Genomic DNA, 7,224 nt, shown 5'->3' on the forward strand with positions numbered 1-7,224 from the left:
CATTTGCGTCCGTCTTCCTTCAGATTCCGCCTCACGGCGGACACCCTTGACTTTCGCTAACAGTTCCTACTGCCAAGTCTGTAGTGGACTTTCACCACCAAGTTGTCGCCCATGCCGGGCGCACAAAAAACAGGAGTATGCAGATTGTTCTGCATCTCCTGTCCCTAATCGTAAAGTTTATTTAGTCAGCTCTTCAAAAGCTTTGAATTCATAATCGAGATCCTTAGCCACTGCCTTATTGACCACATGTCCTTTGTATACGTTCAGACCGGCGGCGAGACCTGCATCACGTTTCAGTGCATCTTCAACACCCAGTTCCGCAAGCTTCAGAGCATAAGGAACCGTATCATTAGTCAGAGCCACTGTCGACGTTTTTGGTGCGGCCCCTGGAATGTTGGCCACACCATAATGGAGAATGCCGTGCCTTTCCACTACCGGTTCATCATGAGTTGTCGGCTCGCTCAACGTTTCAAAATTACCCCCCTGATCAATAGCAATATCGACGATCACAGCTCCTTTAGTCATTGACTTAACCATGTCTTCTGTCACCAGTTTTGGTGCTTTTCGTCCCGGCACAAGAACAGCACCAATCACCAGATCAGATTCACTGACAGCTTTCTCAATGTTGGCTGGATTTGAAGCTAGGGTCTGCACATTGCTTCCGAACATCTGGATGAGTTCTCTCATCCGCTGAGGATTCAGTTCGATGATGTTTACCTTTGCACGCATCCCAACAGCCATCCGAGCAGCATTCTCTCCTGCCACTCCACCACCGAGGATTGTTACAGTTCCACTAGGCACACCAGTTACTCCACCTAGGAGAATTCCTTCTCCCCCTGCATGTCTTTCAAGATAATGCGCACCGATCTGGACAGCCATTCTTCCCGCCACCTCACTCATCGGTGTCAGCAGCGGCAGCTTGCCGTTCTTTTCAACCGTCTCGTAGCCCACAGCCGTCACTTCATGCTCCACCAGTGCTTGAGTCAGTTCGGGAGCAGCTGACAGATGAAGATAGGTGAAGAGGACCAGCCCTTTTCTGAAGTAAGTGTACTCCTCTTTCAGCGGTTCTTTCACTTTCATGATCATTTCAGCCTGTTTCCAGACTTGACCGGCCGATTCTGTCAGCTCTCCACCGTTTTCAGCATAATGCTCGTCTATAAACCCACTTCCTTCCCCCGCTCCTTTTTCTACAAGGACACGGTGTCCGTTGTCTGTCAGCCGTCCGACATTCGAAGGGGTCAAAGCTACACGGTATTCATTATTTTTTATTTCCTTAGGTAGACCAATAATCATAGCGACAATCCTTCCATTAGTTAATTAAATTATAAAGTAAGCTATCATCAGAAGCAGGCCAGTAAGCATGAACAGCAGCCCGCCAATTTTCTTAAGCTGCGGGAACCATTCCGGAAACTCCGTCTGTGCTCTACGCCCGCGCTTTCCAGGGTTAAGCTGATCTGAAAACCTGAATGACAAATAGCCTGAAATAAGCAATGCTAATCCGATAATCAGCAGCATGTCAGCACCCCTTTAAAAATGTAGTGAATCGCGGTCCTGGCCTCTTGAGACATCTCGCCAGCTGTAAAAGCCGGCATCCAGTCCTCTAAGCAGAACTTCAGCAGTCCCTATATTTGTAGCTAGAGGAATTTCATAGACATCACACAGGCGGAGCAATGCAGATATATCTGGCTCATGGGCCTGTGCAGTAAGAGGATCACGGATAAATATAACCAGATCCATCTTATTATCAGAGATGTAGGCACCAATCTGCTGGTCCCCACCGAGCGGACCAGATTTAAACCGGTGGACATTCAGACCTGTTTCATCTGAAATTCGCTTTCCTGTCGTTCCTGTAGCAAAGAGATCATGTTGTTCCAAAATGACCTTATAAGCTGCTGCAATTTTTACGATATCATCTTTCTTTTTATCATGGGCAATCAACGCAATATTCATAAAGGGAATACTCCTCCTTAAAAAGTCGTATTTTTTTCATCATAACATAAAACAGAGCAGCTTATTGAATAAAAAATTGAGTATCTCTACCGTGAATCGTTTTACTTGAAGGATCTATGGTGAGTCGATAAACTGTAACTAGAATAAATGAAGGAGGAATTACAAGAATGGGCAAGAAAGTTGCAGTCGTTATAACAAAACTATTTGAAGACGTGGAATTTACCTCCCCTAAAGAAGAACTGGAAAAGGCAGGTCATACACTGACTACGATCGGATTTGAAGCAGGTGAAACAGTAGAGGGTAAAAAAGGAGAAGCATCGGTGACTATCGATAAAAGCATTGATGATGTCTCTCCGGAAGATTTCGATGCCCTGCTGATTCCTGGAGGATTTTCTCCAGACCAGCTGCGTAAGGATGACCGATTCCTGGAGTTTACCCGTTCGTTCTCAAACGACAGTAAACCTATTTTCTCTATCTGCCACGGACCTCAGCTTCTGATCAATGCTGAAGTAGTAAAAGGAAAAGACATCACTTCAGTTAAGCAGGTGGCGGTGGACCTTAAAAACGCCGGAGCCAATTTCTATGACAAGGAAGTTGTTATAGATGACTCAGGTCTGATTTCAAGCCGTACGCCTGATGATCTTCCTGCTTTCAACAAAGCAATGGTCGATGCATTAAGTGAGTAAATTATCATTTTATTCGGATGAATGCTTAGGCAATTTTAAGGATTTTTCCAGATAGTTTTGCTACACTATGAATGTGGAATTTAAGTACACGTTTCTTTTCTCCCCAAAAAGCTGATTGAATGTTTCCCCCGAATCATTCATCACCTTTGAAAAGATAAACACTATTTGAGACCATTATTCTTTCTCCCCGGATTGAATGGGTTACTCAAATAAACTGAGACGTTTAGTCTTATCCCCAGCCACCTTTTCTAGAGGAAAAGGTGGCTTTTTATTATGTACATTCCTTTCTTAATTCTCTAATTTACTTTGAAAAAGAAAGCGTTAATTCATCATGAATTGGTCACAGTAAATTCAAATCTAAAGACTATACTTTACTCATACCCACAACAACCAACATATTTTTGGTTACCTGCACTCCTCCAAAGCGACAGGTTACCACTCCTTTTTTGCCACCTGCTGTTCACTCAGCAGGTGGTTTTTTGTCACAGAAAACTCATTTAAAGTACAATATTGTTTTAAAACTCTCTTTTCCCACTTATTATTTGGAAGCTTCCTAAGCTTCCAAATCCTTGATATACCGGTCTCCGTTCCTCCTCCGACAATCACCTTCATCTATTCTATGCTGGACATTATCTGTTTTTTATTACGCATTAATGACTCATTTTATTGCTTCCCTTGCTGTTCCTACATATAATTGGCAGTGTTGTTTAAACAGCGACGTGAATGAAGGAGGTCTATAGACACTTTGATACAACTCCGTCATATAGAAAAAACGTTTTTCAGTAAAAACCAGACACTGGCTGCACTCACGGATGTCTCACTCGACATAAAGACAGGTGAAGCGTTCGGTGTCATAGGTGAAAGCGGGGCAGGAAAGTCGACTCTTCTCCGTATGATCAATGCACTTGAGACACCCGATGCTGGTTCCGTAACCGTAGACGGTGTTGATTTGACTCATTTGTCAAAGAAAGACCTGCGTATGGAACAGAAGCAGATCGGCATGATTTTTCAGCAGTTCAATCTGCTCAACAATAAAACAGTAGCTGAAAATATCAGATTACCTCTGACTCTCCATAACTATGATCAGACTCTAACCGTAGACGAAGTCCTCGATTTCGTCGGGTTGAGCGACAAGAAGCACAGCTACCCTCAGCAGCTCAGCGGGGGGCAGAAACAGCGTGTTGGTATAGCCCGTGCCCTTATTACACGGCCAAAACTACTTTTATGCGACGAGCCGACATCCGCTTTGGATCAGAATACTACAGAAGACATCGTGGCTGTTTTAAAAAAGGCGCACAGAGAGTTCAAAATGACCATTGTCGTTGTCACACATGAACTTCCGGTCATCAAAGCCCTGTGCACACGGGCGGCTTTAATGGAATACGGTAAAGTCAGACAAATTGTAGATATCACTCGTTCAGAAGACAAACTGACTGATCGACCGTATCTTGAGCGTGCAATCGAGGTGCTGACTAGTGACTGACTCTATTTCGCTATATATAGAACGCATCATTGAATTCGCACCGCGTCTGCTCGACAGTTTATGGGAGACAGGCATCATGCTGTTTTTTGCCATGCTTGCTGCTATTCTTCTTGGAATACCAGTTGGCACGCTACTGTATCTGACAGCTGACACTCGGCCTATGGCTAATCGGTTCGTCAATCGCCTTTTAAATATTCTGGTGAATGTGATCCGGTCGTTCCCCTTCTTGCTGTTAGTTGTAGCCATGCAGCCCTTTGTCCGGCAAGTATACGGCCGAGCGACTGGCGACCCCATTGCTGCATCATTCCCCATGGTAGTGATTGCGATTGCCTTATATGCCCGTTTCGTTGAACAGTCTCTGATGGAAGTACCAAAAGGCATCATCGAAACGGCAAAATCTATGGGCGCAACAAACTGGCAGCTGGTCTGGAAATTCCTTTACGTGGAAGCCAGGAGCAGTCTGGTCATCGGCTTTACAACTGCTGTGATCAGTTTCGTGTCCTACTCGACGATCATGGGCGTTGTCGGTGGAGGAGGGATCGGTGATTTTGCCATCCGCTTCGGCTACCAGCGTTACGAAACAGATATTATGTATACCGCCATTGTCCTGATCATTGTACTCGTTGAGATATTTCAATGGCTCGGACTGGCTCTTGCAAGAAAACTGGATAAAAGATGATGAATAAAAAAGACTTAAGGAGAGATTATTATGTTCAAAAAAACCCTAATTTTAGGAAGTACTGCTCTGCTATTGGCTGCCTGCGGTGACGCAACTGAAGAAACAACAGAAGAATCGGGAAACAGCAATGGTGAAGAGGTCGTCATTGAAGTCGCTTCTCACCTTCCTCCGATGACCGATATCGTTGAAATTGCCGGAGATGTGATCGAGGATGGATACAGTGTCCAACTTGTAGAAGTATCCGACAATATCCAGTACAACGAAGCTCTTCTTAATGATGAAGTGGATGCCAGCTTCGCCCAGCACGAACCGTTCATGGAAATGTTCAACACAGAACGAGACGGTAACCTGGTAGCTATCCAGCCTATCTATGATGCGATTGTAGGCTTCTATTCTCCAGTCTATGAATCGATCGATGATATTGAAGAAGGAGCAGAAGTGGCACTTCCAAGTGACCCGTCAAACAAAGCCCGTGCTCTGATGATTCTGGATCACTACGATTTGATCACATTGAGTGAGGATGTCAGCTTCGAAGCCACTGTAGATGATATTGAAGAAAATCCGTATGATCTGACCTTTACAAGTATCGATCTGCTAAACTTGTCAGCTGCCTACGAAGACGGTGTGGAACTGGTATTCAACTATCCGACTTTTATTGAATCAGTTGGGCTGACACCTGAAGATGCACTTATCCTGGAAGATGATGAAGACTTTACTTTCGCGATCCAGCTTGTAGCAAGAGAAGATAACCAGGATTCTGATGCTATCCAGGCCCTTAAGGACGCCTTTACCAGCCAGGAAGTCTATGATTTCCTTGATGATCTTGCCGAAAACGGCCATCTGAAACCAGCTTTTGAAGTGAATAATTAGTTTGAACTAAATTGACTGAACAACCAGTCAGTTTTCTGCCCGCCCAGTCGGATTCCAGTCCTGCACGGAGTATTTCTCCTGCAGGCTGATCCCTATGGTCGGGCATTTTTTGTACTGCCAGTTTTGTCTTCATCAGCGCCGGGGCACTGTCTGCTCATATACTCTCCCGGAAGTGGCTCCTGTCGCTGTATAGTGCTCTTTCAACACCTTTCTCATCCGTCTGAAATGAACCGCATCCCCGCACCACTCGTTTACTTTAGCCGTCGTCAGAGTGGTCTCAGGAAAGAGAAACTGCAGTTCTTCTATATTGTCCAGAATTACATCCGTTACTCCGCGTTTAACGAAACAGGATTTACAATAACAGGACCGCTGAGTAATTAGAAGATCAAATGATCCGCAGGCATTGCAAGATAACCCTTTCTTCAACTCCTTATAGGAATAATACGGCAGCTGCTTCTGCACGGGACTGTCATCGTCATGCAGTTTGAGTATGCGTCTGGCCAGATTGTGATGCTCCCTGCTCAGCATCCGGCTTTTTATATTAATATCCTTCAGGTACTCATCGATCTGATTCGGCAGGATGATCGGATCCTCTACTCTCGCATTGTACAAACTGAATTGTGGATGGATAAACACCAGATGAGCTGTGACCTTCAGCTCACTTCCCCACTCTTTCAGAAGCTGACTGAGAAAAGATGCCGATCTATTCAGCTGAATCAGCGGATTCGCCACCTCCTCCCCATGTATCGTACTGAAGCCTTCCATATGCCTGACGTAGCGTCCAACATAGTTCCTGATTTCGAATATATACACCCCGTGTGAGGCAATCAACAGGGAGTCCACTTTAAAAGACAGTCCTTTGTTCAATAGAAGCAGATCATTCAGTACGATGGCCTGCTTATCGATATGCTGATTTATTTTATCGTCAAATGCGGTCTCTCCACTTAATCCTTTCTGCAGATTAATCAGGTAACGCTTCTCCGGCTCCTTCAATTCAAACCGTTTATCCAAGTAATTCAGTCCTCTGAGCAAGTCGGATGGTTGTCTTGCTTTTAATATCTCCATTTCGTTCGCCTCCTTACTATACTCATTGTCTTTTTATTGAAAAACTGACTAAAATTGTTTAACTTTTTTCACCTGCTATATTTATATGGGGAGTCGCCTCGTTTAGCGTAGATTCAGCTGCAGGCTCTTAGTTTACGTTTTTTTTGAACAGACCAGGGGGAATCTTGTGACAAACTGAAGAAAAAAAAAGAGGATTCGAGTTGCTTGTAAAACGCACCTTACAACACACTCGTGTGGATAAGACATAGCGAGTTGGCTATAAGATCCTCCCAAACTGCATTCAGTATCATCCCACTGACGACTTTTCACTTTTTCTATATAGACGATACTCGTCAGCTGACGAGTATCGTCCTCTCAACCCTTTCATAAAAAAAGCTTCGGCTACGCCTTCGCCCTTTTGGGATAGTGCGTAGCCATTACTTTTTCAGTTCTGAATTATCGTAGACGATACCGTGAATACTCTTATAGTAAACAGGAACCATCTCATTTCC

The 7,224-nt window shown here is 44.5% G+C and carries 8 protein-coding genes; 4 read left to right on the plus strand and 4 right to left on the minus strand.

The window, feature by feature from the left end:
- Nucleotides 1-177: 177 nt before the first annotated feature.
- Genes ald through mgsA form a run of 3 tightly spaced genes read right to left on the minus strand, consistent with a single transcriptional unit; the run spans nucleotide 178 to nucleotide 1,950 of the window.
- Entirely contained in the window at nucleotides 178-1,293 is a 1,116-nt protein-coding gene (gene ald / locus ACYQ2O_RS09430) for an alanine dehydrogenase (protein ID WP_459796483.1), read from the minus strand.
- Between the two features lie 24 nt (nucleotides 1,294-1,317).
- The gene (locus ACYQ2O_RS09435; RefSeq protein ID WP_091265486.1) at nucleotides 1,318-1,515 is read right to left on the minus strand and encodes a hypothetical protein; all 198 of its coding nucleotides are present in this window, start codon (nucleotides 1,513-1,515) and stop codon (nucleotides 1,318-1,320) included.
- Between the two features lie 12 nt (nucleotides 1,516-1,527).
- Nucleotides 1,528-1,950 (minus strand): methylglyoxal synthase, encoded by a 423-nt coding sequence (gene mgsA / locus ACYQ2O_RS09440; protein ID WP_091265488.1) that lies wholly within the window; start codon nucleotides 1,948-1,950, stop codon nucleotides 1,528-1,530.
- 167 nt (nucleotides 1,951-2,117) lie between these two features.
- Here mgsA and ACYQ2O_RS09445 point away from each other — a divergent pair, with 167 nt between their 5' ends.
- The 4 genes from ACYQ2O_RS09445 (at nucleotide 2,118) to ACYQ2O_RS09460 (ending at nucleotide 5,668) form a co-directional block, all read left to right on the plus strand.
- Nucleotides 2,118-2,636 carry a type 1 glutamine amidotransferase domain-containing protein gene (locus tag ACYQ2O_RS09445; RefSeq protein ID WP_091265490.1) on the plus strand — a complete coding sequence of 173 codons (519 nt, stop codon included), beginning with the start codon at nucleotides 2,118-2,120 and terminating at the stop codon, nucleotides 2,634-2,636.
- A gap of 745 nt (nucleotides 2,637-3,381) precedes the next feature.
- The gene (locus ACYQ2O_RS09450; RefSeq protein ID WP_346024276.1) at nucleotides 3,382-4,119 is read left to right on the plus strand and encodes a methionine ABC transporter ATP-binding protein; all 738 of its coding nucleotides are present in this window, start codon (nucleotides 3,382-3,384) and stop codon (nucleotides 4,117-4,119) included.
- Complete coding sequence (locus tag ACYQ2O_RS09455; protein ID WP_346024277.1) at nucleotides 4,112-4,798, plus strand: methionine ABC transporter permease; 687 nt, start codon at nucleotides 4,112-4,114, stop codon at nucleotides 4,796-4,798. Before ACYQ2O_RS09450 ends, ACYQ2O_RS09455 begins: the two co-directional genes overlap by 8 nt.
- Before the next feature lie 30 nt (nucleotides 4,799-4,828).
- On the plus strand, nucleotides 4,829-5,668 hold the full coding sequence (locus tag ACYQ2O_RS09460; protein ID WP_346024278.1) for a MetQ/NlpA family ABC transporter substrate-binding protein: 840 nt from the start codon (nucleotides 4,829-4,831) through the stop codon (nucleotides 5,666-5,668).
- 132 nt (nucleotides 5,669-5,800) lie between these two features.
- Here ACYQ2O_RS09460 and ACYQ2O_RS09465 read toward each other — a convergent pair whose 3' ends face one another.
- The gene (locus tag ACYQ2O_RS09465; RefSeq protein WP_346024279.1) at nucleotides 5,801-6,733 is read right to left on the minus strand and encodes a nuclease-related domain-containing protein; all 933 of its coding nucleotides are present in this window, start codon (nucleotides 6,731-6,733) and stop codon (nucleotides 5,801-5,803) included.
- Between the last annotated feature and the right edge of the window lie 491 nt (nucleotides 6,734-7,224).

The organism is Alkalibacterium sp. m-11 (assembly GCF_054658155.1).